Here is a 26,756-nt window from a genome sequence, read left to right on the forward strand (position 1 = left end):
ACTGACGAGCCGCACTCCGAGGGTGACCGGCGGGTCCCAGGAGGTGTCGACGACCCAGTCCAGGTCGGTGCCGGACGTCAGGCCACCGACCCACGAGACGGTCTGGGCGTGGACCTCCTCGACGTAGCGGGCGAGCAGGTCCGCCGGTGCGCGCACCTTGGCCACCTGGGCGGAGGTGTGCCCGAAGCCGGTGTCGTCCTCGTCCAGGTCGAGGTCGAAGTGCTCGATGAAGCCCCGCGCGGCCCAGACCTGCTGCAGCCCGGCGGCGTCGGCGATGTGGTCGTCCTGGACGCGGTAGGCGTGCCAGACCAGCCACGCGATGGAGTTGGCGTCGGGCGCGATGCGGTGGGCCAGCTGCTCCTCGGTCAGCCCGTCCAGCACGGCGTAGGCGCCGTCCCGCACCCGGTCGAAGGCGTCGATGAAGAGGTCTGCAGGTGTCATGCCCCGACGCTACGCCCGGGCGCTCGGGGACGGAATGCCCTCAGGGCCGGGCAGCCCGCCCCTCCCGATACGAGGAGGGGATCAGACCGCGCAGCCGTCGGGGCCGCAGGCGTCGCCGCCCGATCCGTCGCCGACGACCTGGATCGCGGGGGTCTGCTCGGCCCAGGCCTTCTGGAGCACCTCGCGGAAGACCTCCGGGGGCTGGGCGCCGGAGACGGCGTACTTCATGTCGACCACGACGAAGGGGACTCCCGTCACCCCGATGTGGCGTGCCGCGGAGACGTCGGCCTCGACCGATGGGCGGTAGCGGCCGTCCTCGAGGGCGGCGCGGATCTCCGCCTCGTCCAGGCCGGCGTCGACACCGACCCGCACCAGGGTGTCGACGTCGCCGATGTCGGCCCCGTGCTCGAAGTGCCCCGAGAGCAGTGCTTCCTTGACCGCACCGGCCACGCCGCGCTCCTTGGCCAGGTGCAGCAGCTCGTGGGCCCGGGCCGAGTTGGCCACGACGAGCGCGTCGAAGTCGTAGGCCAGACCCTCACCGGCGGCCTGCTCGGCGACGTGCCCGAACATCTGCCGCACCTGCTCCTCCGGCATGCCCTTGCGGGAGGCGAGGTACTCGGTCTCGGTCCCGTCGTAGTGCTCCGGGAGCGACGGGTCGAGCTGGTAGCTGTGCCACGTGACCTCGACCTCGTCGCGGTGCTCGAAGTCCTCCAGGGCGCTCTCCAGACGGCGCTTGCCGATGAAGCACCACGGGCACGCGATGTCGGACCAGATGTCGATCTGCATGCCCGGGGAACTGTCGCGGTCCAGGTTTGATTCCCCTCGCGGGAACCGGACGCAGCCGGCTCAGACCCGGTGGTGGGTGCCCACGGTCTCGCGGGCCAGCAGCCACGGGATCGTCGCGAGCGCGGAGACGGCACCGCACACCGCGAAGGCCAACTCCCACCCGGCGGCGTCCGCCACCCAGCCGACGAGCACCGGCCCCCCGATCGCACCCGCGTCCTGGCACATCTGGAAGCCCGCGAGCACCTTGCCGCCCGACCGGTCGTTGCCGACCACGTCGGCGACGCTCGCCTGCTGCGCCGGGTTGAGCATCGCCGCCCCGACCCCGAGCACGCAGGTCAGCGCGATGATCACGGCGAGGTTGCCGGCGAGCCCCATCGTGCCCATGCCGATCGCGCTGAGCCCGAGCCCGGCGAGCACGAGCGGTCGCCGCCCGAGCCGGTCGGCACCCCGACCGGAGACCTGCAGGGTGAGTGCGGTGGCGAGCGCGCCGGCCGCCAGCACGACACCCGCCGCCCACGTCTCGTCGACCACGGCGACGGCGAAGAGCGGCAGCACCGCGACCCGCGCCCCGAAGTTGGTCCAGCCGTTCGAGAAGGCCGAGACCATCGCCGCCCGGTAGGCACTGTCCTTGAAGGCCTCCGCGACCAGCATCGGCGGCAGCACGTCGCCCTCCTCCGGGGAGCGCAGCGAGGCCCCCTTGAGGAAGACGGCGACCACGGAGGCGGCGATGAGCAGCGCCACCCCGTAGACGACGAAGGGGACCCGCATCCCGAACTCACCGAGCGCACCGCCGATGACGGGGCCGATGACACCACCGATGAGGAAGGCGCTCCCGTAGAGCGAGGAGACGTGCCCCCGGATCCGGGGCGGGGCGAGGCGCACGAGCAGCGCCATGGCGGAGACGGTGAACATCGTCGAGCCGATGCCGCCGAGGCCGCGGAAGACGAGCAGCTGCCAGTAGTTCTGCGCGAAGGCCGAGGCGCCGGTCGAGACCGCGACGATGATCAACCCGGTGAGGTAGACCGGTCGCTCCCCCAGCCGGGTGACCAGGAAGCCGCCGCCGGGGGCGAAGACGAGCCGGAAGAAGGCGAAGGCCGAGACGATGACGCTCGCCGCGGCGATGCTCACGTCGAAGCTGCGCGCGAACTGCGGCAGCACCGGCGAGATCAGCCCGTAGCCGACCGCGATGACGAAGGCCGCGGCGACGAGGACCCAGATCTCGGTGGGGACCGGTGGCCGCCGGGCCGAGGTCGCGGCGGGAGTCGTCACCCCCCGTACTGTGCCACCTCTCTCAGGCGGCTCTGACCACGCCCCGACCGACGTACCACGTCGCAAGGTAGGCGAGGGTGAGCGTGGCCGTCATCGCCCCTGCGAAGGCGAGCAGGAACTCGTTGCCGAGCGGGTCCGCGAGGCGCCCGAGGACGGTGGCGAGCAGGCCCTCGTGGTCGGTCAGCACGTCCCAGGAGTTGAAACGCGGGAAGCGCCCGAGGTAGATCCCGATCGAGGAGAGCCCGAGCGAGGCGATCGCCATGACCCAGCCGGCGAAGGACCCGAGGCGCGCCGCGACGATCTGGTGCACGAGCAGCAGCGAGGCGAGGCCGAGCGCGAGCCCCGTCACCGCGAAGGCACTGATCATCACCAGGTCGAACCACAGCGGCACCCCACCGATCGCCCCGACGTGGATGAGGTCGGTGAGGATGTACGGCGCGTTGGGCAGGAAGAGCAGCCACACCACGCCGAAGGGGGCCAGCACCCACCACCGCGCCCGCGCGGCGTGCATGGTCACGAGGAGCAGCGAGACGAGGTAGGGGATCCACGCGAGGAAGAGGTTCCACCACAGGAACCCGAAGGAGGCCTCGCCGGTGTGGTGCGCGCGCAGCAGCTGCAGCCCGCAGGCGAGGCCGGAGGCCGCCACGAGCAACAGGGTCAGCCCTGCCAGTCGGAGGGCGGTCGTCGCGGATGACATGCGGTCACGTTAACGAGCGCGGCTGACAACGCGCTGGGTCCATTCTCCGCTCCCGAAGGTGCGCAGGCCCTCCGCGATCCTTCGCTTCCTGAGGCGCGGAGGCCGTCCGCGGCCGTAGCCTCGAAGGACGAAGGATGACGGACGAAGGAGCCCGACGGATGAGCACCGACCTCAAGACCCAGCTGCACGAGCAGCTGCGCACCCAGCGGCAGGCGATCCGCACCAATGTGCAGGGCCTGTCCGAGTACGACGCGCGCCTCCCCCGCACGCCGACCGGCACGAACCTGCTCGGACTGCTCAAGCACGTCGCCTGCTGCGAGCTGGGCTACTTCGGGGTGACCTTCGGGCGCCCGGCGCCGCACCTGCCCTTCCCGTGGGACACGCCGGGCGTGGACCCCGAGGACGACACCGACCTCTTCGCGACCGAGGACGAGTCCATGTCCGAGGTGCTCGAGTGGGTCCGAGGCTGCTTCGCCCACGCCGACGAGACGATCGGGGCGCTGCCGATCGACGCGGAGGGTTCCGTGCCGTGGTGGCGCGATGGCAATGTCGTCACGCTCGGGCAGGTCCTCGGCCACATGCTGCAGGAGGAGGCCCGGCACGCGGGCCACGCCGACATCCTCCGGGAGCAGGTCGACGGGCTGACCGGGTACCGCGGCGTCGGCGACAACCTGCCGGAGTGGCACGAGGGGAGGTGGCGCGAGCACCACGCCCGCCTCGTGCGGATCGCCGAGGCACATCGCTGACTGACAGGATCGGGGGATGGACCTCTCCGAGGCGGCCGAGACGCTCTACGCCGCGCCCCCGGCCGACTTCGTCACCACCCGCACCCGGCTGGCCACCGCGGCGAAGAAGGCCGCCGACCCGCGCCTCGCCGAGGACATCCGTGCCCTGCGCAAGCCGACGACCGTCGCGTGGCTGCTCAACCTCGTGGCCCGGACCGAGCCCGCGGTCATCGCCGACCTGCGCGACCTCGGCGAGCGGATGCGCACCGCCCAGGCGAAGGGGGACGGCACCGCCCTGGCCGAGGCCCGACCGGAGCGCCACGAGCGCATCGAGGCGCTGGTCGCGACCGTCCGCGGGCTGGCCGAGGAGCGGGGCCGACGGTTCGGGCCCGCCGCCCGGGACCAGGTCGCCGACACCGCGGTCGCCGCCCTCGCCGACGAGGCGAGCGGCCGGGCACTGGCCTCCGGGCAGCTGCTGCGGGCCCTGCGCTACGCGGGCTTCGGGGAGGTGGAGCTCGATGACGCGGTGGCCACGCCCCTTCGCCTCGTGCCACCGGTACCGGCCGGCGAGGAGCCGGAGGAGGAGCTCGACGAGGCCGCCGCCCGCCGCGCCGCGGAGCTCGAGGAGGCGCGGGACCGGCTCCGCGAGACCGAGCGCGAGCTGAGCGCAGCGCGGTTGGCCCGGTCCGAGGCAGAGCAGGCGCTGGCGGACGCGACCGCCCGGGTGGAGGAGCTCGAGGGCGAGGTCGCCCGCGCCGGCGAACGGGTCGAGGTCCTGGCGCGCGGATAGGCGGGCGGTTCCACCTCGACCCGCGGCGGGGTGGGTGGTGGTCAGCTGCTGAGCAGGGCCGCCAGGGTGCCGCCGAGCTCGGTGGCCCGCTCCTTCGCCGCGTCGTCGACGTCCCCGAGGACCTCGACGATGTCGTAGGCCTGCCGCCAGTCCAGCGCCTGCACGATCGAGGTGACCGCGCGCACCGCTCCGGTGAGGTCGTAGCGTCCGTGCACCCACAGGCCGAAGGGGCGCTTGGCGGTCGGGCCGGCGCCGGGGCCGTCACCGGCACCGCCGGAATCGTCCAGCGCGCCACCGACCTGCAGGAAGGTCGAGTCGAAGAAGTGCTTCAGCGCCCCCGACATGTACCCGAAGTTCGCCGGGGTCCCGAGCAGGTACCCGTCCGCGGCGAGGACGTCATCGGCGGTCGCCTCCAGCGCGGGGACGACCTGGACCTCGACCCCCTCGATGTCGGGGTGCCGCGCGCCCTCGAGCGCCGCGTCGAGCAGCGCCCGGGTCGAGCGGGTGGGACTGTGGTGGACGACGAGCAGACGTGCCATGTCCCCATCGTGCCTGTCACTGGCCTCCCCGGCCACACCCCGGACCTGCGGCTCTCGATCACACCAGGTGTGCGAGAGCGACGAGGCCGAGCGGGAGGAGCGCGACCAGGACGATCACGGTGTCCGGCCACCGCCACGGTGCGGGTGCGGCCCAGGAGCGCCGACCGGCGACCGCGAACCCCCGGGCGTCCATCGCGACCGCGAGGGTGGCGGCCGACCCGAGGGAGCGCAGCAGCATCCCGAAGGTGGACTGCCACAGGTGCGCGACCACGGTCCGCGGTCGGCGCCAGCTCATCCCGAAACCCCGCAACCGTCGAGCCCAGCCGACCTCGCGCCAGGCCGCCCCGAAGGACTGGATGCGCTGCAGCGCGGCACCGAGCGCGACCACCGGACGCGGCGGCAGGTGCAGCCGCTGACCGAGGTGGTCGGCGAGGTCGTCCGGGTCGATGAAGGCCAGGACGATGGCCGACGGGACCACGATGTTCAGCATCCGCAGCGCAGCGGAGACGGCCGTCCCGATGTCGTGGGAGCCGAGCAGCCACGTGGACCAGCCGACGCTCAGGCCCCCGACGAGCGCGGGCAGCAGCCGCAGCGCCAGCCCGCGCCACCGCCCGGCGTCGGTCCAGCCGGGCCCGGACCCCGGGACGTTCGCCAGGCCGAGGACCGCGCCGATGGCTGCGAGGGCGAGGACCAGCGAGGAGACCTGCCACCCCGGGGAGAGCACCGCGGCGATCATCGGCAGGCCGGCGGCGGCGAAGAGCGAGAGCGGCCCGCATGCGGAGAGCACCGCCCGCGCCCGGGGAGAGTCGGACTCGCCGGCTCCCGCGGGGGCCGGCACCTCCCGCACCGCGTCGGTCAGCGCGACGAGGTCGGGGTCGTGCGTCGCGACGACCACGGCCCCGCCCCGGGCCCGGTGGGCCGCGAGCAGTCCCGCGACCGCAGCCCAGGTCCCCCGGTCCTGGCCGACGGTCGGCTCGTCGGCGAGCACCACGGAAGGGCCGTGGGCCAGGGCCGCGGCGACGGCCAGGCGCCGCTGCTCGCCACCGGAGAGCGTCTGCGGGTCGGCGCTTTCGAGGTGGGCCAGGCCGAGGGTGTCGAGGAGGTGACGGGCAGCGGTCCGCGAGCTTCCTCCGCCGAGGTTGCGGCCGGCGAGCAGCACCTCGTCGAGCACGGTCCGTGCGAGCAGCGAGCTGGAGCTCCACTGCGGCACCCAGCCGACCAGTCGCGCGACCTCCTCCGCGGGCAACGTCTCGACCGCACGGCCGTCGGGCCCGGTGACCCGACCCGAGGTCGGCGTCAACAGCCCCGCGAGCGTCGCCAGCCAGCTGCTCTTGCCCCCGCCGCTCGGCCCGACGAGCGCGGTGGTCTCCCCCGGCGTGACCACCAGCGGCTGCTCGGTCGCCAGGACGGTGGCGCTCTCGCTGCTCCCGTCGAGGCGGTGCCGGGTGCGTTCCACCCGCAACGGCTCGGCGGTGAGCAGCGTCCCGGAGTCCACACCGAGCTCGGGCAGGTCGATGGCCAGCGGCTCGGGTGCGGGCAGTCCCGGCACCCACACCCCGTCGGCGGCCAGCTCCTCGCCGTGCCCCGCGAGCACCTCCCGGGGCCGGCCGTCGAGGCGCACCCGTCCCTCCCGGTCGAGCACGATGACCCGGTCCACGTGATCGACCCACGGCGTGATCCGGTGCTCGACGAGCACGGTGGTCAGGCCCCGGCCGCCGGTGAGCACCGCCTCCCGCACCTCCGCCGCCGTCGGCCCGTCGAGCATCGCGGTCGGCTCGTCGAGCAACAGCAGCGAGGGGCGCAGCGCGAGCGCACCGGCGAGTGCCAGGCGCTGGGTCTGCCCGCCGGAGAGGGTGTGGGTGGGCGTGTCCAGCGGCAGCTCCCCGAGGCCGACCGCGGCGAGCGCGGCCGCGACCCGCGGGGGCATCTCCTCCCGTGGCACGCCGACGTTCTCCAGCCCGAAGGCGACGTCACGCCCGACCGTGGCCGCGACCGTGCCGGACCCCGGCTCCTGGAGGACGAGCCCCACGGCGCCGGGCCGCTCCCCCGGCGCGCGCCCGTCGAGCTCGACGGCGCCGGAGAGGTCCCCGGAGTCGACCGTCAGCAGGAGCCCGGCCAGGGCCCGCAGCAGGGTCGACTTGCCGGAGCCGCTCGGACCGACGAGCAGCACCCGCTGCCCGGCGGGCACCTCGAGGTCGAGGTCGCGCAGCACCGGTTCCCGGCGCCCGGCAGGGCGCCACGTCAGGCCGCGGACGGAGAGCCGACCGCCTCCCCCTTCGTCGGCGTCGACGTGGCCCCGGACGAAGGGGGCCTGCCCCACCGCACCCACGGGGCTCACACGGCCCGCTGCTCGAGCAGCTCCTGCCCGGGCGGGAAGGGACCGAGCGCGCCCGCGCGTGCCAGTGCCCCGGTGAGCACCCAACCGAAGAGGCCGGCCACGATCGCCCCGGAGACGACCATGAGCGGGAGGTAGGCGAGCTTCCACGTCCAGGACCAGTCGGGGAAGTAGCTGACGATCTCGTAGACCCACTCCAGGGGCGCGGAGAGCATGCCGGCGAGGACGGCCACGACCGGGCCGAAGGCCTTGTAGGCGAAGACCGCGAAGGCCAACTCGGCGCCGAGGCCCTGCGCGAGCCCGGAGACGACCGTCGTGAGGCCCCACTGGGTGCCGAAGAGCGCCGAGACCATCGCGGCGATGAGCTCGCAGGCCACGGCGGCCCCGGGGCGGCGGATGACGAGACCACCGACGACGCCGGCGAGGAACCAGAAGCCGACGAAGAGCCCGAACATCGGCTGGAAGAGGAAGCCGAGCGCGGAGATCGGCCCGTTGTAGAGCAGGCCGTAGCCCCAGTAGGCCACGCCGAAGGCGACCCCGAGGAAGGCGACGGTCAGCAGGTCGACGGTGCGCCAGCCGGTGAGCGGGCGGGTCGCCAGGACGGTCCGCGAGCGGGGCTTGCGGGTCTGTGTGGTGGTCATTGCGATCTCCTGTGTGGTGTTCACAGGGAGGACGCGCCACCGTCCGCGGACCCGTGCCCGCGGACGACGGCGGGTCCTGAGAACTCGACTCCCTACGCCGGTGCTGACCGGATCAGGTACGAGGGTCTGCGGTGGGCCGCACTCTCAGCGCTCGTCGGCGCTCCCCTGTCGTGCCCGTCCACCATATCCCCCTGCCCCGCCACGGGGACAGCCCCGGGGCTGCGTGTGACACTGTTGGGTAGGTATCCGAGGCGGCCGGCCGATGCCGTGCCGTCGCGCTCGACGAAGGGAAAAGCACGTGGGCAACTTTGTCTGGAAGGTCCTCGGCACCGGCTCCGCCGTCGTCGCGGGCATCGCCGCCAAGAAGGTCATCGCCGCGATCTGGGAGAAGGCCGGCAAGGACCTCGACATCGACCCGAACAACCCCGACAGCCCCATCGTCGAGGCCGTCCTCTACGCCACCGTCGCGGGCGTCGCCGTGGGCCTGGCCCGCACGATGGCCACCCGCAAGGCGGCGCAGTTCTACCAGCGCTCCGCCGGGCACCTTCCCGTCGGCATGGACGACTCCGGCAAGGGCGGCCTGCCCCCGAAGCCCGCCAAGTGATGCGCGCCGTCTCGATCAGCGAGCCCGGCGAGGCCGACGTCCTCACCCTGACCGAGGTCGAGGCCCCCTCCGCCGGCCCGGGGCAGGTCGTCGTGCAGACCGCGGCGATCGGCGTCAACCGCGCCGACATCATGCAGCGCAGGGGCTTCTACCCACCGCCGAAGGGGGCCTCCCCGCTGCCGGGTCTCGAGGTCTCCGGGACGATCAGCGAGGTCGGCGAGGGCGTCGAGGACTGGTCCGTCGGTGACGAGGTCTGCGGCCTCGTCGACGGCGGCGGCTACGCCGAGCAGGTCCTCGTGCCCGCCGCCCAGCTGCTGCCGGTGCCGACGGGGGTCTCCCTCACCGATGCCGCCGGCCTGCCCGAGGTCGTCTGCACCGTGTGGTCCAACGTCTTCATGACGGCCGGGCTGCAGCCCGAGGAGACCTTCCTCGTGCACGGCGGCTCCTCCGGCATCGGCACCATGGCGATCCAGCTCGCCGTCGCGATGGGCGCGAAGGTCGCCGTGACCGCCGGCTCCCGGGCCAAGCTCGACCGCTGCGCCGAGCTCGGCGCCGGGATCCTCGTGGACTACAAGAACGAGGACTTCGTCGAGAAGGTCCGCCAGGAGACCGACGGGCACGGCGCGAACGTCATCCTCGACGTCGTCGGCGCGAAGTACCTCGCGGCCAACGTCGACCTGCTGGCCACCTCCGGGCGGCTGGTCGTCATCGGCCTGCTCGGCGGCCGCAAGGGTGAGCTCGACCTGGGCAAGATGCTCGGCAAGCGGGCCGCGGTGATCGCGACCGGGCTGCGCTCCCGTCCTCCGGAGGAGAAGGCCTCGATCGTCGCCGCCGTGCGCGAGCACGTCTGGCCACTCTTCGAGGACGGGACCGTCCGCCCGATCATCCAGGGCAGCCACCCGATGGCGCGTGCGGCGGACGCCCACCGCGAGATGGAGGCCAGCGACCACGTCGGCAAGATCCTGCTCACGCCCTGACCCTGCTCGTTGAGGTGCGAGGGCCCCCGGGCCCGAGCCTCGAAACGAGGCCCCTCACCCCAAACTCCCGTCGTCCAGGTGCACGCCGGCGTCGGCGGTCTCGGCGACCTCGGGGTCGTGGGTGCTCATCAGCACCACCGCGCCCCTGCGGGCCATGGCGTGCAGCAGCGCGACGACCCGCTCGCGGGTGTCGTGGTCCAACTCGGACGTGGGCTCGTCCGCGAGCAGCACCGCGGCGCCACCGCGCTCCAGGTGCTGCTCGGCGAGCGCGAGCCCGCGCGCGACGGCGACGCGCTGGCGCTGCCCGCCGGAGAGCTCCTCGGCGAGGTGGCTGGTGTGGTCCTCGAGGCCGACCGAGGTCAGCGCGCTGTGGCTGCGGGCGAGTGCCTCGTCCCCGGAGGCCCCCGCCGCGACGAGCGGCACGGCGACGTTGTCCTCGGCGGAGAGGATCGCCGCGAGGGCACTGCCCTGCGGGATGAGCACCGAGCCCACCGCGCGGGCGTCCGCCTCGGAGTCGATCGCGTGCCCGCCCACGGTGACGGTCCCGGTGCGTTGCCCGTGGGCGAGCAACCCGCCGACCGCCCAGAGCAGGCTGGTCTTGCCGGCCCCGGAGTGGCCGGTGACAGCGGTGACCTCACCGGGCTGCGCGGTGCACGCGATGTCGCTCAGCGCGACCACGTCGTCGTAGGTCACGCCCAGCCCGGACGCGACGAGCGGCCCCGACGGCGCCTGCTGCAGCGGCGCGCTCCGCCCCCGACGGCCCCCACCGCCATGACGTCGGCTCATCCCGCTCCCTCCTCGGCGGTCAGCCGCCACTGGCCGCCCTCGTCCTCGTGGACGCGCACCAGGGTGCCGGGAGGGAAGGCCTCCATCGCCGGCGGCGGCAGCGGCAGCGAGCCGTCGGCGGCGACGACGGCGTACTCCTCACCGCTGCGTCCCTCGCCCCCGACGCGTCCGTCCCGGATCGTCACGGTGCGGGGGAAGGCGGCGGCGACCTCCGGGTCGTGCGTGACGACGATGATCGTCGTCCCGAGGGTGTCCCCGACGTGCGCGAGGGTGGCCAGGACCCGGTCGCGGGCCTCGTGGTCCAGCTGGCTCGTCGGCTCGTCACCGAGGAGCAGGCCCGGACCGCTGGCCAGCGCGACCGCGAGCGCCGCGAGCTGCAGCTGGCCGGGGGCCAGGTGCCCGAGCGGCTCGTGGGCGACCTCGGCGAGCCCGACGAGGTCGAGCACCTCGTCGGCGTCCGGGACCTCCCGTCCGCCCCGGCGGGCGGCCCGCTGGGCGAAGTCGACATTGCCGTGGGCGCTGAGCCAGGGCATGTGGTTGCGCGCCGCTCCCTGCAGCACGATGCCTACCTCGCCCGCCCGGAAGCCGTCGATCTCGGCCTCGCTCATCGCCGAGAGCTCGTGCTCGCCGACGTGGATCCGCCCGGCGCTCGGCTGCAGCAGCCCGCCGAAGAGCGAGAGCAGTGTCGACTTGCCCGCACCGCTCGGGCCGAGCAGGGCGATGCGCTCTCCTGCGGCGACGGTCAGGTCGACCCCGGAGAGCGCCGCGACGTCGTGGCCCTCCGCCCGGTAGATGTGCACCAGCCCCTGGGTGCGCACCGGCACGCCGGTCACATCGACTCCCCTCTCGCTGCGGCCAGGCGCACCCGGCCCAGCACCCACCGGGCGAGCAGCAGCGCGATCGCGAGCAGCAGGACCGCCGTGACGAGGGCGGCGAGGCCGACGGCCCACCAAGCCGTGGAGAAGTCGGGCACGGGTACCGCGGCGGGCTCGGTGAAGAGCGGCACCGACGGCATCGCGACCGCCGCCCCGATGACCGCGCAGACCACCCCGAGGACGATCCCGACGGCGACGGTGAGGAGGTTCTCGGTGCGCGCGGCCCTCGCCGCGTCCGCCCGTGCCACCCCACTGACGCGAAGGGCGGCGACGTCGGCGACGACGGCCCGCCACCCGGTCACCGCGAGGACGAGCAGGACGAGGGCGCCCAGCAGGACGGCGAGCACGCCGGCCAGCAGTGCCAGCTGCAGCCCCCACGCCGAGGCCGACCGGTCGTAGGCCTGCTTGGCACTGCTCGTCGTCTCGACCGAGCGCACACCGAGACCCTCCTCGACGGCGACGTCGCGGGCCCGGTCCACCGAGGAGGGCGAGGCGTCGGCCAGCCACAGCTGGGCCCGGCCGCGCTCGGGATCGATGGCCCGGCTGAGGCGGGAGAGCGCGGGCAGCGAGACGAGCACGCCCTGGTCGGTCACCGCCGGCAGCGCGGCGACGGTCTGCTCCGGGTGCACCGTCGTCTGCCCCCCGGCGATGGTGATGATGTCCCGGTCGGCGGCTCCCTTCGTGCCGCTCACGAGGGCGGGCAGCGGTCTCGGCACGTCGGCGACCACGGCGGTGACGTCGGTACCGTTACGGGAGCGGGCGTTCAGCTCGAGGGTGTCTCCCTTCGTGGTCACGGTCAGCCCGGGCCCACCGGCGCCCTCCCCCGGCTCACGCCACGTGCCCTCGCCGTCGACGGGCAGAGCCCGTCCGTCGACACCGAGGTCCTTGATCTTCACGTCGGCCGTCATCCGCGAGCCGGTGGATCCGGTGGAGGCGACCCGCAGCCCGTCCAGTCGGCAGGTGCTCGGGCAGAGCAGGTCGGCGTGGATCCGGTCGCTGCCGTGGTCCTTCGGCCCGAGCACGTGCAGGTCCCGGGTGAGCTCGTCACCACTGGCGGTGGTGATGTCGACCTTGAGCGAGGGGCGACCCTCGATGCCCCTGGTCCGGGTGAGATCCCAGCTGACCTCACCGGTGAGGTGCTTGCCCTTGAGCATGATCGGGTCCTGCTCGGGCAGCCGGAGTGCCTTCAGGTCCAGGCCGTCGGTCAGGTCGTCGTTGGTCACGCCGGCGAAGGTCTGCGGGTCGACCGCGATCGTCTTGTCCGCGCCGGGGTCGGAGGGCTTGATGGTCACCACCGGGCTGGTCTCGACGCCCTTCTCCTGCAGTCGCTGTGCCACCTTCATCAGCTCCGTGGTCGAGGTCGCCGAGACGGTGACCACGGCCGGTGCGCCGGTCTCCAGGTCCGCCCGATCCTGCCGGTTGGCGTCCGCGACGACGACGGCATTGGCACCGAAGACCGCCACCGCCGTCGCCACGGTGGTCACGACGAGGGCCCGGCGGGCCGAGGAGTGTCGCGCGATGCCGTGGGCGGCGATGACCGCCGCGATGCGGCCGCGTCGCATCGCCCGCGCCGCTCGACGGGTGGCCAGCGGCGGCAGCAGGCGGGCGGCGACGAGACCGACCGCGATGGCGAGCAGCGTGGGGGCCGCGAGCGCCGCGGGCCCGGAGATCGTCCCGCTCGCCAGCCCGCCGACCGACACGAGGGCGAGGACGACGATGATCGCCTCAACGATGTGCGGGCCCCCGGTCGGTGCCGGGGGGACCTCGCGCAGCAGCGTCGAGACCGGTTCGCGCAGCACCGGGCGCGCGGCGACCGCCACCGCGGCGAGCGAGACGAGCAGGGCCGCCAGCAACCACACCAGGACCACGAGGGGGACCTCGTAGGGGATGTCCGGCGGCAGCACGAGGCGGCGCACCACGACCGCCAGCCCCATGGCCGCGAGCAGCCCGACGGGAACCCCGAGCAGCACCGGGACCGCGAGCTCGGAGAGCAGCAGCCGGCGTGCCCCGGCGCGGGAGCGTCCGCGCAGCCGGGCCAGGGCGACGTCGTGGCGGCGCTGCTCGACGGCGGCCTGCGCGACGAGGAAGAGCACGACCACCGCGAGCAGCCCCAGCTGGAGGGCGACGAAGGGGACGATGATCGCGGTCTGCGAGCGCGCCACGGACACCTCGTCGACGAGCTCGCCCACCGACTGGCTCACCGAGACTGCCGGGTCGTCCTTCGCCATCCGGTCGCTGGCGGCGGCCGCCCGGGGCAGCGAGTCGAGGGTGGCCCTGCTCGGGTCGAGCGGCAGCTGCACCGAGACGACCGCGCCGGGGAAGTACTTCTCGAAGGTCGCCGGGGTGGTGAGGAAGTCGTCGATGCCGGGCACGCTGTCCAGGCCCGGCTGCGGAACACCGGACTTCCCGTCGGGGCGGTTCTCCAACCAGTAGCCGGGGGCGGCCTTGGTGACCTGGTAGACCCCGACGACCGTCAGCTCCACGTCCGGTGGCTGCGGGGCGAAGGGGGAGGGCCGCTCCTGGCCGATGGCGAAGGTGCGGCCCTGCTCCCACCCCCACGCCCGGACGTCCGCGCGGGAGACGAGGATCTCACCGGGGGCGTCCGGGCAGGACCCCTTGGTGATCGTCACGTGCCCGCACACATCGTCGGGGGCGCGCACGACGAGCGGCGAGGGCTGCTTGCCGGGGACGGGTGGGATCTGCGTGGCCGTCGACACGTCGCCGATCGGGTCCTTCGAGATCGCCGTGAGGGCCGCCGGCACCTTGGCCTCGATGTCCCGCGGCATCTGCTTGTCCTTGCGGCCGGGATCCCGCGTGTACGTCAGGCCGGTCGCGACCTCGTTGGGGTCGGCCTGCTCGACGTGGGTGCGCAGCACCGCCTGGTCGACGCTGCGCGCGAAGATCGGCGCGAAGGCGGCACACGTCGCCACGAGTGCGGAGACGAGGAGGAGGACCAGTACCTGGCCGCGCCGGTGGCGCAGGGCAGACCACATGCGGTCGCACTCCCCCCCTTCGATGGAATGACGTGGGTCACACCATAAGGGCCGGATGGGCCACCATGGGGCTTATGACCTCATCCCATCCGAACCCCCCTGCCCGGTCCTCAGCGGACGCTCCCGCGCCCCAGGGCCCGATGGTCGACCAGCCGGCGAAGGTCATGCGCATCGGCACGATGATCCGTCAGCTGCTCGAGGAGGTGCGCAGCGCCCCGCTGGACGACGCGGGGCGCACGCGCCTGGCCGAGATCCACGAGCGCTCGATCGCCGAGCTGAAGGACGGCCTCTCCCCCGAGCTCGTCGCGGAGCTGGACCGGATCGCACTGCCCTTCGGGGAGAGCGACCCCAGCGATGCCGAGCTGCGCATCGCCCAGGCCCAGCTCGTCGGCTGGCTCGAGGGGCTCTTCCACGGGATCCAGACCGCGCTGGTCGCCCAGCAGGTCAGCGCGCAGTCCCAGCTGCACGAGATGCGCACGCTGCCGCAGAGCGCCGGCCCGGCGAAGCACTCCGACGGCGGTCCACCCGAGGGCACCGGCCAGTACCTCTGAGGCACCCTTCGAGGCTCCGGCCGCGGGCGGCCTCCACACCTCAGGGACCGGGGGGTCAGTCCCCGAGCTCGGCGCCCATCGCCCGTCCGGCCACCCGCCCGGAGAAGATGCACCCGCCGAGGAAGGTTCCCTCCAGCGACCGGTAGCCGTGCACGCCGCCGCCGCCGAAGCCGGCGGCCTCCCCGGCCGCGTACAGCCCCGGCACCGGCTGCCCGTCCTGGCCCAGCACGCGCGCGGACAGGTCGGTCTCGAAGCCGCCGAGGGTCTTGCGGGAGAGGACGTGCAGCTTGACCCCGACGAGCGGGCCCTTCTTCTTCTCCTGCAACCGGTGCGTGGCATAGGCCCGCTTGGAGATCTTGTCCCCGCGGTAGCGCTGGGCGACCGTCATCGCCGCGAGCTGGGCGTCCTTGGAGTAGGGGTTCTCGGTCTGGGCGTCCCGCTCGTCGAGCTGCCGGCGCACGTGGGTGACGTCCAGCTGCGGCTCGCCCTCCTCGAGCAGCCCGTTCATCTTCGCGACGAGTTCCTCGACCGTCTCGGCCATGACGAAGTCGGCGCCCTTGTCCAGGAAGGCCTGCATCGACGGGGTCACCGCCGACAGCGAGCGCTTCCGGACCACCTGGCCGAAGTCCTTGCCGGTCAGGTCGGCGTTCTGCTCCGACCCCGAGAGCGCGAACTCCTTGCCCGCCACCGACCGGTTGGTGATGAACCAGCTGTGGTCGTGGCCGGTGCTCCGCAGGTGGGCGAGGGTCCCGAGGGTGTCGTACCCGGGGAAGTAGGGGGCGGGCAGGCGATCGCCCGTCGCGTCGAGCCACAGCGAGCTCGGGCCGGGCAGGATCCGGATGCCGTGGCCGGCCCAGATCGAGTCCCAGTTGCGGATGCCCTCGACGTAGTGCCACATCCGGTCGCGGTTGATGACCCGGCCGCCGGCGGCCTCGGTGATCGCGATCATCCGGCCGTCGACGTGGGCCGGGACCCCGGTGAGCATGCGCTCCGGCGGGGTGCCGAGACGCTCCGGCCAGTTCTGCCGGACGAGGTCGTGGTTGGCACCGATCCCCCCGGAGGCGACGAGGACGACGGGCGCCCGCAGCTCGAAGTCCCCGACGACGTCACGGTTGGTGGCCACACCCCGGTCGGCGTCGTCCGGCGCCAGCCGGGCACCGCGGACGCCGACGACCGTGCCCCCTTCGACCAGGACCTCGTCGACCCGGTGCCGGTGGGCGTAGGTGATCAGGCCACGGTCGCGGGCCTCCTCGACCCGGCGGACGAAGGGGGCGGCCACCCCCGGCCCCGTGCCCCACGTGATGTGGAAGCGGGGCACCGAGTTGCCGTGGCCGTGCGCGGAGCCGTCGCCGCGCTCGGCCCACCCGACGATGGGGAACCAGCGCATGCCCTGCGCGTGCAGCCAGGCCCGCTTCTCCCCGGCGGCGAAGTCGAGGTAGGCCTTCGCCCACTCCCGGGGCCAGTGGTCCTCGGGCCGGTCGAAGCCCGCGGTGTTCATCCAGTCGGCGTACGCGAGCTCGCTCGTGTCCTTGATGCCCATGAGGCGCTGCTCGGGTGAGTCGACGAAGAACAGGCCGCCGAAGGACCAGTGCGCCTGCCCCCCGAGGTTGGCCTCGCTCTCCTGGTCCACGAGCACGACCGTGCGGCCGGCATCGGCGAGCTCGGCGGCGGCCACGAGACCGGCGAGACCATGACCCACGACGAGGGCATCAGCATCCATGCACCGGACATTACCGAAGGTTACTCACCGGTAGCAACGCGGGTCCGGGCCCCGGTCACCCCGGCACACCTACGCTGTGGCCATGCGTTGGCTGCGGGTGCGGGACGCCGGGCTGGCGGCGCTCTTCACGGTCGCCGCCCTGGGCGGTGGGCTCACCGGCGCCGCGTTGTGGCCGGTGACGGTGGAGACCACCTACTACGCCGCCGACGTGAGCCTCTCACCGCACTGGTCGCAGCGCAGCAGCATCGGGTCCGACACCGTCGTGGGCAGCGCCTCGGCGCACTTCTCCGGACTCGCCCCCGGGATACGGGTCGAGCCCCGGGTCAAGGAGGAGATCACCGAGCTCGTCGAGTCCGGGGACGTCACCCGCGCCTCGCTCGCCGTCGGGGACGAGGAGCGCGCCCGGGTCATCCGCGAGGCGGCGACCGGCCTCGCGCTGCGGATGGCCGGCGGCAGCGTGGCCGGCCTCGGCCTGGTGCTGCTCGGCATCGGCCTGTACCGCCGGGGGCTGCCGACGAAGAAGACCGCCGCCGGCGGCGTCGTCGTCACCCTCCTCGTCGTCGGCGCGGCCGGCGCGAGCGCGCGCCACTCCTACCACCCGGACCGGCTCGAGACCCTCAGCAGCACCGGCCTGCTCGAGCTGGCCGTGGCCAACCGCAACCTGCTCGGCGACATCTCCACGCGCGCCGACCAGGCCACCCCCTACCTGCGCAACCTGCTCGCACTCTCCACGGCGCTGCAGCAGGAGTACGCCCCGGAGCAGATCCCGAGCGGGAGCGCGGTGAGCGTGCTGCTCGTCTCGGACATCCACTCGGCCGACGAGTACGCGCTCATGTCGACGATCATCGCCGAGCAGGACATCGACGTCGTCATCGACTCCGGGGACCTCATCACGTGGGGGCGGGTCGAGGCGGGCCTGTCCCGGCTGCACGACACCATCGCCACGCTCGGGGTGCCGTACGTCTTCGTCCGCGGCAACCACGACGCCGGGTCGCCGGAGGACACCCACCTGCTGCGCCGGCTCGCTGACACGAAGGGGGTCCGCCTGCTCGAGCCGACCCCCGGCGACTACCGGGAGGTCACGGTCGGGGGCGTGCGGATCGCCGGCTTCAACGACCCGCGGTACTTCCGGGACCCGGACAAGGACGACCCCGACAAGCAGCACGAGGCCCGGGACCGGTGGCTGGCGGCGTGGGGCGACCGGCCCCCGCCCGACCTGACGGTCTCCCACGAGCCGGCCGCCGTGGAGGGGGTTCCCGGCCAGCTACGGATCAACGGGCACAAGCACGTGCCGGGCCTGGAGGGCAACCGGATCCAGGTCGGGACCTTCACCGGGGCAGGGACGTTGCGCCACTTCGTCGCCGGCGCCGACGGAGAGCTCGTGGACCAGCCGAACTCCTTCGACGTGCTGACCTTCGGCACGGACTGCCGCCCGCAGACCCTCACCCGCTACCAGTTCCGCTCGGTCATCTCCGGGCAGCCGACCTACGACTCGCTCTCGATCGTCAATGCTGAGCGCATCGCCGAGGAGACCGACGCCACGACGCAGGAGCGCAGCTGCGGCGGTGGTGGTGACGTGCAGGTGGAGACGGTCACGCCCCCTTCGCCGGAGTGACGAAGGGGGCGTGCCGAGGGGCGGTTGGGGCCCTCCTCAGACCTGCGGGAAGGACGGCGGGTGGACCTTCGCCATCTCCTCGAGGACGCGCACGACCTGGCAGGAGTAGCCGAACTCGTTGTCGTACCAGACGTAGAGGATGCACCGGTCGCCCGTGGTGACGGTGGCGCGGCCGTCGACGATGCCCGCGTGACGGTTCCCGACGAAGTCGGTGGAGACGACCTCCGGGCTGTCGACGAAGTCCAGCTGCTTGTGCATGTCGCCGTACAGCGAGGTCTGGCGCAGGAAGTCGTTGAGGGAGTCGCGCTCGGCGGGCGTGTCCAGGGTGAGGTTGAGGATCGCCATGGAGACGTTCGGCGTGGGGACGCGGATCGCGTTCCCGGTGAGCTTGCCCTCGAGCTCCGGCAGCGCCTTGGCGACGGCCTTGGCGGCGCCGGTCTCGGTGAGGACCATGTTCAGCGCGGCGGAACGGCCGCGACGCTCACCCTTGTGGAAGTTGTCGGTGAGGTTCTGGTCGTTGGTGAAGGCGTGCACCGTCTCGATGTGCCCGCCGACGATGCCGTACTCGTCGCCCACCGCCTTCAGCGCCGGGACGATCGCGTTCGTCGTGCACGACGCGGCGGAGACGATGTCCTGCGCGTCGCCGATCATGTCGTCGTTGATGCCGCTGACGATGTTCGGCACCCCACCCTTGCCCGGGGCGGTGAGCAGCACGCGGTCGACGCCGGGGCACTTCAGGTGCTGGGAGAGGCCCTCGCGGTCGCGCCAACGGCCGGTGTTGTCCACGACGATCGCGTGCTCGATGCCGTACTGGGTGTAGTCGACGCTCGCCGGGTCGTCGGAGTAGATGACCTGGATGAGGGTGCCGTTGGCGAGGATGGTGTTGTTGCGCTCGTCGACGGTGATGGTCCCGTCGAAGGAGCCGTGGACGGAGTCGCGCCGCAGCAGGCTGGCCCGCTTGATGAGGTCGTTGTCGGCGCCCCTGCGCACGACGACCGCGCGCAGCCGCAGCCCGTGCCCGGTGCCGGCGTGCTCGATGAGGATGCGCGCGAGCAGGCGCCCGATCCGGCCGAAACCGTAGAGGACGACGTCGGTGCAGGACTGCTCGCCGTCGCCGGAGCCGCCGACGACGTCACCGAGCTCGCTGCGCAGGAAGTCCTCGAGCGAGACGTCGCCACCGACCTCGAGGCGACGACGGTGCAGCCGGGCGATGTCGATGGAGGCGGGGCCCAGGTCGAGGCGGGCGAGCGCCTCGAGCACCGGGAGGGTGTCGCTGACGTCGAGCTCGACGTCGACGCGGCGGGTGAAGCGGTGTGCCTTGAGGATGTCGGTCGAGGACTGGCCCAGGAGGGAGCGGCCGTGGATCGAGGTGACCACACCGTTCTCCCGATACAGGCGCCCCACGAGGGGGATCATGGCCTCGGCCTTGGCCTGGCGCTCGGCCCACTCGGCCAAGTGCTCGTCTGCTGCGGTGGTGCTCTGCTGCGTCGTCATGAGGCCAGAGGATAGCCCCGAACAGGGCGTGCACCGGCACCGGCCGCAGCCCGGGCCGCGACCGGGGCGCTCAGTCCTCCACGCGCACGACGAGGGCCATGCCGGAGTCCCCTGCGGCACAGCCGGTGAAGAGCCCGGTACCGCCGCCGCGCAGCCGCAGCTCCTCGACGAGCTCGGCGATCGAGCGCAGCCCGGTCGGGCCCTGCGGGTGACCGAAGACCAACGAGGACCCACGCACGTTCATCCGCTCCAGCGGGTAGCCGGTCTCCCGGGAGAAGTACAGGTCGTTGACGGCGAAGGGGTTGTGCGTCGTGACGAGGTCGACGTCCTCCATCGTCAGCCCGGCATCAGCCAGCGCCTCCCGCGCCGCGGGCACCGGCGCCTCCGGCATCCGCGACCGCCCCACCCGGGCGGTGCCGGTCGCGAGGAGACGGACGACCCCTTCGCCACCGGAGAGCTCCCGGGCGGCCTCGGTGGTGGCCACCACGGCACCTGCGCAGCCGTCGGCGGGGTGGGTCTGGGTGGCGAAGGTGTGGATGCCCTCCGGGTCCACGGTGCGCAGTCCGGCGATCGACTCCGGGTCGACCGGCCGGATCCCCTCGTCGGCCTCGAGGGTGACCGCGCGGCGGCCGGAGCCGACCTCGACCGGCACCATGTAGCGGCGCTGGAAGGCCCGGCCCTCGGCGAGCGCGCTCGTGTACTGCTCGTGGCGCAGCACCTTCAGCTCGTCGGCCTGCTGCCGGGTGAAGCCCCCTTCGCGCCCGACGAGGTCGCCGGCGGCGATCATGCTGGAGCCGGCCCACGGGTCCCGGGAGAAGCTGTCCAGGACCCAGTGGGTGCTGGTCGGGGCGCCGCCCTGGCCGTTCGGGTCCGGGTAGACGAGCGTCGGCCCGTTGCTCGTGCGGTCGGTCGCGACGACGAGCCGCACGTCCCCGTCCGCGGTCGTGGTGGCCGCCGCCTGCAGCGCGGCGACCGAGGTCGCGCAGGCCTGGCTGACCATCGGCCCGGTCAGGCCCTCCGCGCCGATGCGCGCGGCGAGCAGCGGCGTGCCGTAGAAGATCTCCGGCTGCGGGACCGACCATCCGAGCACCAGCCCGGTGAGCCGCTCGGGGGCGAGGCCCCGGTCGGCGAGGGCCCGGCTGGTCACCGCGGCGGCCACGTCGAGGCTGGAGACCCCGCCGAGGCTGCCCTGCCACTTGGCGAAGGGGGAGCTCCACACCATCCCCGCCGGGACGGCGACGTCGGGCAGCTTCATGAGGCGCTCCTTGCGGTGATGACGGCGGGGCTCTCGCTCCCGTCGTGGAGGATCTCGACGAGGTCGGCGCGCAGCTGACGCACCTTGCGCTGGTTGACGTAGCCCTTGTCGGTGATCTCCCCGCTGTCGAGGCCGGCGGGGCGGGCAAGCAGGAGCACGCGGACGACGCGGCCGGCCGAGCCGACGGTGGCGTTGTACTCGGCCAGGGCCCGCGCCACGTGCTCGGCCAGCTCGGGGTCGTGCACGACCTCCCCGTCCACGGTGGCCACGCGCCCCAGCAGGTGGGCGACCTCGCCCGCGTGGGGCCAGGCGAGCGCGCAGACCTCGTCGGCGTTCTCGCCCGTGATGACGGCGTCGGAGAGCATCGGGCAGGCGGAGAGCAGCGCGGTGCGCACCGCACCGACGCGCACGAAGGTCCCCGTCGCCAGCTTGAAGTCCTCCGCGATGCGGCCGCGGAAGAGCAGGCCGCGGTCGGGGTCCTCGGGGTCGGTGAGGGTGACCGCGTCACCGGTGCGGTAGAAGCCCTCGTCGTCGAAGGCGGCCTCCGTCAGGTCCTCGCGGTGGAGGTACCCGGGGGTGACCATCGGCCCGCGGGCGCGGATCTCGTAGGCGTCGCCCGAGGGCACGAGCAGCACGTCGGCGCCCGGCAGCGGCACCCCGATGTTGCCCGACTCCTCGAAGTCGTAGTGGGCATTCGTCACTGCCGGCGCCGTCTCGGTCAGGCCCCACGAGCCGGTGATCGGCACCGGGTGGCCGGTCGTCCGCTCCGCGACCGCCCGCATCCGGGTGCGCAGCGCCGACGGCAGCGCAGCAGCCGCGTTGAAGACCAGCCGGAGTCGGGAGAAAGAAGACCTTCGCCAGGTCGGGGTCGTCCTCGAGGGCGGGAACGAGCTGGGCGAAACCGGCCGGGACGTTGAAGTAGATCGTCGGCGGGCGGCTCGCGATGTTGCGCAGGGTCACGTCGAAGAGGTCCGGGGCGGGCCGGCCACCGTCGACGTAGAGCGAGCCGCCGTTGACCAGGACCATCCCGACGTTGTGGTTGCCGCCGAAGGTGTGGCTCCAGGGCAGCCAGTCGAGGATCACCGGGCGCTCCTGCTCCAGGAAGGGCCAGACCTCACGCATCATCTGCTGGTTCGCCGACCACATGCCGTGGGTGACGATGACCCCCTTCGGGGAGCCGGTGGAGCCGGAGGTGAACTGGATCTTGGCGACCGAGTCGGCGGTGACGGCTCCGTAGGCCTCCTCCACCGCGGCGGTCGCCGTCGTGGCCCGCAGCTGCTCGAGGGTGTGGTCCCCCTCGCCCCGGGCGACGATGCGGGGCAGGTCGCCGAGGGCGTCGATGGCGGCGGAGAAGGCACTGCCGTCCTCGGCGAAGACCGCGCCGGGCGTGAGTAGCCGGCCGATCTCCCGGATCCGCGCGTGGTCCTCGGACAGCAGCGAGTAGGCGACGCTCGTCGGGGCGATGGGGATGCCCACACCGAGCGCCCCCATCGCCATGAGGAAGTGGTCGACGCCGTTGCCGGAGAGCATGAGCAGTGGTCGCTCCGGGCCGAGCCCCAGGTCCAGCAGCGCCTGCCCGATCGCGCGGATCGCGGTGTCGGCCTGCCCGTAGGTGACCTCGCGCCAGCCGTCCTCGCCGTCCCGCTCCGCGATCAGGACGTGCTCCGGGTCGCGGTCGACCCACTCGCGGAAGGACTGCACGACGGTCGGCGGGTAGTCCGAGAGGGGTCGCGTCGAGCGCAGCAGCAGGGAGCCGTCGGGCCGCTCCTGTGCGGTGATGCTCGGCTCGGCGAAGAGTGCGCTGGCCATGACGATGTTCTACATCATGACCTTCGTCACATCAAGGGGTTGTAGTGTTTTCCTGCTCCCGCTCGATGGCGAAGAGCGCCTGCGCCTTCGGCCCGCCGGTGCAGGAGAGGACGTGCGGCTCGCTCATCGTGCGCCTCACCACCCGGACGAAGGGGCCCTGCGGCGCCTGGACGGTCACCCGGAAGACGTCGTCCGCGAGGACCTCCACGTGCGGATCGGGCAGGTCGGCCAGCCGCACCCGCGGGTCCTCGCCGAGCAGGCGGTGCACGACCACCTGCGCCGCGGGGTGCCAGGACGAGCGGCCCCGCCAGCGATCCAAGTCGACGCGTCCGTCGAGGTGGTCGAGGACGACTCGTGGGGCGGTGTCGCCGTCCACACGTCCGTACATCGACCCCTCCGGCAGCAGCGCGACGTTGCCGGCGAAGCGGTCTCCCCCGAGGTGGCTGGTCTCCCACACCGCCCCGGGCAGCACGTCGTCGAGCACCGCGGCGACGACTCGGCCGCTGATCGCGCAGCAGACGTCCTTGCGCCCGTGGGTGCAGACGAGGAAGAGCGGCTCCTCGCTCGGGTTCGGCAGGTCCTCGAAGCGACCCGCGAGCTCCACGAGGTCCTCCGGGCTGTGCCAGGTGGAGCGGCCGACCAGGCCGCGGCGCACGTCGACGAGGAAGACCGGCAGCGGGGTACGCCCCTCGCGGACGGCCTCCTCCACCCGGCCGTGCGGGCGGACCAGCTGCAGCCGGGCGCCGACGCGTCCCAGCTGCTTGGACAGTGGCCCGGCCACCTCCGTGAGCGGCTCGGCGTCGATGGGCTTGCGGGGCCATGGCCCCGGGTGGCCGACGAGCAGCCAGTACGGCGCCGGCACAGCCGTACCCACCGGGATGTCGCCACGGTCACGCGCCGCGAGCGAACACCGGAATCCGCGAGGGGCAGCACTGGTGCTCACGGGATCGACCCTAGGCCCTCGTCGTCGGGCCGGGCACCCCGACCCCTGCCAGCAGGAGCCGACGGGCGAGGTCCTCACCCAGGTCGGCGACGTCGGACTCGCCGCCGGCCAACCACGCCCTCACGGCCGGGGCCTCTCCTTCGTCCAGCGGCAGGCGACCCGCCCGGCTGCGCAGCGTCGTGCCGGAGTCGTCGGACTCGAGCGTCGCCGCGAGGTGGTCGCGTACCCGCAGGGTGCCCGCCGGGGACGCCGCCGCCCCCGTCGTGGCGACCGGCGCCACCGGAGCGGGGCGCTGGGCCGACCGCTGGCGGCCGGCGAGGAACTCCGCGATCGCGCCGGCGTCGACGTCCGCGAGGGCTTCCACGAGCGCCTCGCGCACCGCTGCGACGTCGGCCACGAGCTCCCGGGGCTCGGTGACGTCGACCCCGGCACGGAGAGGAGCCCGCAGCCCCTCCTGCCCGGCCACGGCGCGTCCGGCGACGTCGAGCAGACCCTCGGCGAGGTGGTGCCGGTTCCACACGTGCACGCCCAGGGTCAGGTGGGTGCTGACCCCGCCCAGCGCGGTGGCGGCGTGCAGCCATCCGCGGGGCACGTAGAGGGCGTCGCCGGGGCGGAGGGTGACCTCGAGGTCGGGGGGTCCGGCGGCGGCCGCTGCCACCTCGGCTGCCCGGTCCTGCCAGGGCTGGTCGCGCAACGGCCACGGGTGGACGGGGCGGTGCAGCCGCCAGGTCTTCTCCCCTGCCGTCTGCAGGACGAAGACGTCGTGCACGTCGTAGTGGGCGGCGAAGCCGCGGCTGCTCGGCGGGGTCACGTAGGCGTTGGCCTGCACCGGGTGGCCGAGGTCGGCGGCGAGCGCCTGCGCGAGGTCGATCACCGGGGGGTGCGTGCGGTGCAGGCCCTGGAGGACGAGGGTGTGCCCCTCGCCGAAGAGGCGCAGCAGGGCGGTGTCATCGACCTGGTCCCGGATCGCCGCCCCGACTCCGCCACCGAGGGTGAACTCCGAGCCGTCGAGCGTGCGTCCGTCGCGGGCCACCCGCAGGAAGGGAGTGCGCAGGCCGCGCCGCGAGAGCAGGTCGTCCACGTCGGCCGTCGTGAGTCGGTGGGCGAAGGGGGCAGGCACCCGGCCGGCGGGCACGTGCCGGGGCGCCCTGCCCCAGATCTCCTCGAGACGGTCCAGGTCCAGGTCCGTCACGTGGGCGAGGCCGGCGCCCCGGGCTGGGGCGCCGGCCTCGGAGGACGGCGTCATTCAGGCGCCGCCGTCCGCACCACCGTCACCAGCGCCGCCATCGGCGCCACCGTCACCAGCGCCGCCGTCCGCACCACCGTCACCAGCGCCGCCATCGGCGCCACCGTCACCAGCGCCGCCATCGGCGCCACCGTCACCGGCACCGCCATCGGCGCCACCGTCCGCGCCACCGTCACCCGCGCCCGTGGGCACGCCGCCGATCGCGCTCTCCTCGGGGATGTCCGGAGGATCGTTCGGAATCTGCGTCATGAGCCACTCCTTGCCTCGGGCCGCGGTGCTCTGCGACCACGGCGTACTCCCTTCCTACCGAAGCAGCGTGCTGAGCGAAAGACCCTGCTCGCCGTCGACCCGCACGCTGCGACATTTGGATTGCGGGGCAACGGGTTAGTGTCGACTCATGGCACATTCAACTGACGAGCGCGACATCGACATCGTGCTCGTGGGCAGCACCGGCTTCGTCGGCCGTCTCGTCGCCGGGCACCTGCGTGACCACGCACCCGAGAGCCTGCGCATCGCCGTCGCCGGCCGTTCCCGGGCGAAGCTGGACCAGATCGCCGCCGAGCTCGGTGGGGCGGCCGCATCGTGGCCGCGGCTGCTCGTCGACGTCGAGGACCCCGCGGCCTGCGCCGACCTGGCCACGCGCAGCCGGGTCGTCGTGACGACGGTCGGCCCCTACGCGCTCCACGGACGCGAGCTGGTGAAGGCCTGTGCCGTCGCCGGGACCCACTACGCCGACCTCACCGGCGAGGTGCTCTTCGTCCGGGACAGCGCCGACGCCTTCCACGAGGTCGCCCAGCGGACCGGCGCGCGCATCGTCCACTCCTGCGGCTTCGACTCCATCCCCTCCGACCTGGGGGTCTTCGAGACCGCACGCCGGGCCCACGAGGACGGCTCCGGCGAGCTGACCCGCACCCAGCTCTTCGTGCGGCAGCTCAAGGGCGGCCTCTCCGGCGGCACCATCGCCTCGATGCGCCAGCAGGCCGTCGCGGCCAAGGGCTCGCTCGAGGACAAGCGGGCCATCAACGACCCCTACGGGCTGAGCCCGAACCGCAGCCTGGAGCCCACCCGCGAGGAGCAGTCGGTCAGCAAGGACTCGCGCGGGGGCTCCCGACTGCCGGTGCGCCGTGGTGAGGACGGGCACTGGCTCGGCCCCTTCCTCATGGCCTCCTACAACACCCGCGTGGTGCGCCGCACGAATGCACTGCTCGGTCACTCCTACGGCCGCGGTTTCCGGTACTCCGAGGTCTCGGACTACGGCACCGACCGCAGGGCAGCGGTCCGGGCGGCGAGCACGACCGCGGGGCTGCTCGCGGTGGCCGGCGGGATGTCCACCGCACCGACCCGAGCGGTCCTGGACCGGCTGCTGCCGAAGCCGGGCAGCGGGCCCAGCGCCGAGGCCCGGGCGAAGGGCCGCTTCCGCATGGAGGTCCTCGCCGAGACGACGAGCGGGGCCCGCTACTCGACGACGGTCGCCGCCACGGCCGATCCCGGGTACAACGGCACCGCGATCATGCTCGGCCAGTCCGCCCTGAGCCTGGCCACCGACGACCTCAGTGCCGAAGGGGGCGTGCTGACCCCCGCCGTCGCGATGGACGGCTTCCTCGCCGAACGGCTGCGGGCGCAGGGCTTCACGATCGAGACGACCCGCCTCGAGGACTGAGCGTC

At 73.4% G+C, this 26,756-nt stretch carries 24 protein-coding genes, 1 pseudogene and 1 riboswitch; of the genes and pseudogenes, 7 read left to right on the forward strand and 18 right to left on the reverse strand.

Annotation, left to right across the window (positions count from 1 at the left end):
- The 4 genes from JCO01S_RS10970 to JCO01S_RS10985 form a co-directional block, all read right to left on the reverse strand.
- On the reverse strand, positions 1-441 hold a 441-nt coding region (locus tag JCO01S_RS10970; protein WP_157074579.1), incomplete at its 3' end, for a mycothiol transferase.
- A gap of 81 nt (positions 442-522) precedes the next feature.
- Entirely contained in the window at positions 523-1,227 is a 705-nt protein-coding gene (locus JCO01S_RS10975) for a DsbA family oxidoreductase (RefSeq protein WP_068255307.1), read from the reverse strand.
- A 60-nt stretch (positions 1,228-1,287) separates the two neighbouring features.
- Positions 1,288-2,496 carry an MFS transporter gene (locus JCO01S_RS10980; protein ID WP_068255311.1) on the reverse strand — a complete coding sequence of 403 codons (1,209 nt, stop codon included), beginning with the start codon at positions 2,494-2,496 and terminating at the stop codon, positions 1,288-1,290.
- Between the two features lie 22 nt (positions 2,497-2,518).
- Positions 2,519-3,193, reverse strand: coding sequence for a DUF1361 domain-containing protein (locus JCO01S_RS10985; protein WP_068255313.1), 675 nt, complete (start codon positions 3,191-3,193; stop codon positions 2,519-2,521).
- A 158-nt stretch (positions 3,194-3,351) separates the two neighbouring features.
- Between JCO01S_RS10985 and JCO01S_RS10990 the strand changes: the two genes are divergently transcribed.
- Positions 3,352-3,939, forward strand: coding sequence for a DinB family protein (locus JCO01S_RS10990; protein WP_068255314.1), 588 nt, complete (start codon positions 3,352-3,354; stop codon positions 3,937-3,939).
- 16 nt (positions 3,940-3,955) lie between these two features.
- The gene (locus JCO01S_RS10995) at positions 3,956-4,708 is read left to right on the forward strand and encodes a hypothetical protein (protein WP_068255316.1); all 753 of its coding nucleotides are present in this window, start codon (positions 3,956-3,958) and stop codon (positions 4,706-4,708) included.
- A 41-nt stretch (positions 4,709-4,749) separates the two neighbouring features.
- Here JCO01S_RS10995 and JCO01S_RS11000 read toward each other — a convergent pair whose 3' ends face one another.
- The 3 genes from JCO01S_RS11000 to JCO01S_RS11010 are packed head-to-tail and all read right to left on the reverse strand — an operon-like array spanning position 4,750 to position 8,223.
- Positions 4,750-5,247, reverse strand: a complete 498-nt coding sequence (locus JCO01S_RS11000; RefSeq protein ID WP_068255321.1) for a flavodoxin family protein — start codon at positions 5,245-5,247, stop codon at positions 4,750-4,752.
- 58 nt (positions 5,248-5,305) lie between these two features.
- On the reverse strand, positions 5,306-7,585 hold the full coding sequence (locus tag JCO01S_RS11005; RefSeq protein ID WP_245634412.1) for an ATP-binding cassette domain-containing protein: 2,280 nt from the start codon (positions 7,583-7,585) through the stop codon (positions 5,306-5,308).
- Positions 7,582-8,223, reverse strand: coding sequence for an ECF transporter S component (locus JCO01S_RS11010; RefSeq protein WP_068255322.1), 642 nt, complete (start codon positions 8,221-8,223; stop codon positions 7,582-7,584). Before JCO01S_RS11010 ends, JCO01S_RS11005 begins: the two co-directional genes overlap by 4 nt.
- 72 nt (positions 8,224-8,295) lie before the next feature.
- Positions 8,296-8,400, reverse strand: a riboswitch (TPP riboswitch).
- A gap of 121 nt (positions 8,401-8,521) precedes the next feature.
- On the opposite strand from JCO01S_RS11010, the gene JCO01S_RS11015 reads away from it, so the two are divergent.
- Both JCO01S_RS11015 and JCO01S_RS11020 read left to right on the forward strand, forming a co-directional pair.
- The gene (locus tag JCO01S_RS11015; RefSeq protein ID WP_068255323.1) at positions 8,522-8,827 is read left to right on the forward strand and encodes a DUF4235 domain-containing protein; all 306 of its coding nucleotides are present in this window, start codon (positions 8,522-8,524) and stop codon (positions 8,825-8,827) included.
- Positions 8,827-9,804: an NAD(P)H-quinone oxidoreductase gene (locus tag JCO01S_RS11020; RefSeq protein ID WP_068255364.1), complete on the forward strand. Its 978-nt coding sequence runs from the start codon at positions 8,827-8,829 to the stop codon at positions 9,802-9,804. Before JCO01S_RS11015 ends, JCO01S_RS11020 begins: the two co-directional genes overlap by 1 nt.
- Positions 9,805-9,858: 54 nt before the next feature.
- Here the strand turns inward: JCO01S_RS11020 and JCO01S_RS11025 are convergent, their stop codons facing one another.
- The 3 genes from JCO01S_RS11025 to JCO01S_RS11035 are packed head-to-tail and all read right to left on the reverse strand — an operon-like array spanning position 9,859 to position 14,458.
- The gene (locus tag JCO01S_RS11025) at positions 9,859-10,590 is read right to left on the reverse strand and encodes an ABC transporter ATP-binding protein (RefSeq protein ID WP_084342841.1); all 732 of its coding nucleotides are present in this window, start codon (positions 10,588-10,590) and stop codon (positions 9,859-9,861) included.
- Complete coding sequence (locus JCO01S_RS11030; protein ID WP_068255324.1) at positions 10,587-11,423, reverse strand: ABC transporter ATP-binding protein; 837 nt, start codon at positions 11,421-11,423, stop codon at positions 10,587-10,589. Before JCO01S_RS11030 ends, JCO01S_RS11025 begins: the two co-directional genes overlap by 4 nt.
- Positions 11,420-14,458, reverse strand: coding sequence for an FtsX-like permease family protein (locus JCO01S_RS11035; protein ID WP_068255325.1), 3,039 nt, complete (start codon positions 14,456-14,458; stop codon positions 11,420-11,422). Before JCO01S_RS11035 ends, JCO01S_RS11030 begins: the two co-directional genes overlap by 4 nt.
- Before the next feature lie 74 nt (positions 14,459-14,532).
- Here JCO01S_RS11035 and JCO01S_RS11040 point away from each other — a divergent pair, with 74 nt between their 5' ends.
- Positions 14,533-15,009, forward strand: a complete 477-nt coding sequence (locus tag JCO01S_RS11040) for a bacterial proteasome activator family protein (RefSeq protein ID WP_281189205.1) — start codon at positions 14,533-14,535, stop codon at positions 15,007-15,009.
- 55 nt (positions 15,010-15,064) lie between these two features.
- On the opposite strand, the gene JCO01S_RS11045 is transcribed toward JCO01S_RS11040, so the two are convergent.
- The gene (locus JCO01S_RS11045; protein WP_068255328.1) at positions 15,065-16,729 is read right to left on the reverse strand and encodes an FAD-binding dehydrogenase; all 1,665 of its coding nucleotides are present in this window, start codon (positions 16,727-16,729) and stop codon (positions 15,065-15,067) included.
- Between the two features lie 82 nt (positions 16,730-16,811).
- Between JCO01S_RS11045 and JCO01S_RS11050 the strand changes: the two genes are divergently transcribed.
- On the forward strand, positions 16,812-18,344 hold the full coding sequence (locus tag JCO01S_RS11050) for a metallophosphoesterase family protein (protein WP_068255329.1): 1,533 nt from the start codon (positions 16,812-16,814) through the stop codon (positions 18,342-18,344).
- 36 nt (positions 18,345-18,380) lie between these two features.
- Here JCO01S_RS11050 and JCO01S_RS11055 read toward each other — a convergent pair whose 3' ends face one another.
- The 7 genes and pseudogenes from JCO01S_RS11055 to JCO01S_RS11080 form a co-directional block, all read right to left on the reverse strand.
- Positions 18,381-19,838, reverse strand: coding sequence for a glyceraldehyde-3-phosphate dehydrogenase (locus JCO01S_RS11055; protein WP_068255331.1), 1,458 nt, complete (start codon positions 19,836-19,838; stop codon positions 18,381-18,383).
- 70 nt (positions 19,839-19,908) lie between these two features.
- On the reverse strand, positions 19,909-21,093 hold the full coding sequence (locus JCO01S_RS11060) for a thiolase family protein (RefSeq protein WP_068255333.1): 1,185 nt from the start codon (positions 21,091-21,093) through the stop codon (positions 19,909-19,911).
- Positions 21,090-21,923 (reverse strand): AMP-binding protein, encoded by an 834-nt coding sequence (locus JCO01S_RS16370; RefSeq protein WP_157074580.1) that lies wholly within the window; start codon positions 21,921-21,923, stop codon positions 21,090-21,092. The genes JCO01S_RS11060 and JCO01S_RS16370 overlap by 4 nt, the downstream gene beginning before the upstream one ends.
- A 55-nt stretch (positions 21,924-21,978) precedes the next feature.
- A pseudogene (locus tag JCO01S_RS16375) lies at positions 21,979-22,902 on the reverse strand (AMP-binding protein); the annotation flags it as partial.
- A 31-nt stretch (positions 22,903-22,933) separates the two neighbouring features.
- The gene (locus JCO01S_RS11070) at positions 22,934-23,776 is read right to left on the reverse strand and encodes a sucrase ferredoxin (protein WP_169796942.1); all 843 of its coding nucleotides are present in this window, start codon (positions 23,774-23,776) and stop codon (positions 22,934-22,936) included.
- 79 nt (positions 23,777-23,855) lie between these two features.
- Entirely contained in the window at positions 23,856-25,037 is a 1,182-nt protein-coding gene (locus tag JCO01S_RS11075) for a cupin domain-containing protein (protein WP_245634413.1), read from the reverse strand.
- 50 nt (positions 25,038-25,087) lie between these two features.
- Complete coding sequence (locus JCO01S_RS11080) at positions 25,088-25,240, reverse strand: hypothetical protein (protein WP_174521073.1); 153 nt, start codon at positions 25,238-25,240, stop codon at positions 25,088-25,090.
- A 248-nt stretch (positions 25,241-25,488) separates the two neighbouring features.
- On the opposite strand from JCO01S_RS11080, the gene JCO01S_RS11085 reads away from it, so the two are divergent.
- The gene (locus tag JCO01S_RS11085) at positions 25,489-26,751 is read left to right on the forward strand and encodes a saccharopine dehydrogenase family protein (RefSeq protein ID WP_068255349.1); all 1,263 of its coding nucleotides are present in this window, start codon (positions 25,489-25,491) and stop codon (positions 26,749-26,751) included.
- The last annotated feature ends 5 nt before the right edge of the window (positions 26,752-26,756 follow it).

Source organism: Janibacter corallicola NBRC 107790, from assembly GCF_001570965.1.
Classification (GTDB): Bacteria; Actinomycetota; Actinomycetes; order Actinomycetales; family Dermatophilaceae; genus Janibacter; species Janibacter corallicola.